Raw genomic sequence first — 283 nt, 5'->3', positions numbered from 1 at the left:
GGGCGCAGTTTAATTTTGCGTTTCCCAACATGAATGGTCAGCGTGCTTTGCGGCGGCAGAACGTACAATTGCGCCAGACCATCTTCTCCACGCGCGGCTTCTGCCGATGGAATGTTGATAATCTTGTTGCCCTTGCCTTTACCCAGTTGCGGCAGATCCTGGATCGGGAAGATCAGCATGCGGCCTTCATTGGTAATCGCCAGCACCTGATCTTTGCTCAGATCCGAGATCGGCTGGGGCGGCATCACCTCACATTCCGCCGGAACGGACAGCAAGGCCTTAC

1 protein-coding gene is annotated in these 283 nt (G+C 55.5%); it reads right to left on the bottom strand.

Features of this window, described 5'->3' with window-relative positions; all coding sequences use genetic code 11:
• Positions 1 to 283 (bottom strand): DNA gyrase C-terminal beta-propeller domain-containing protein (locus R0J87_RS19590; protein WP_498888339.1); only part of this gene is annotated, 283 nt, incomplete at both ends.

Source organism: Halomonas sp. SIMBA_159 (genome assembly GCF_046536035.1).
Taxonomy (GTDB): Bacteria; Pseudomonadota; Gammaproteobacteria; order Pseudomonadales; family Halomonadaceae; genus Vreelandella; species Vreelandella venusta_A.
This window is presented reverse-complemented; position numbering and strand designations above follow the sequence as displayed.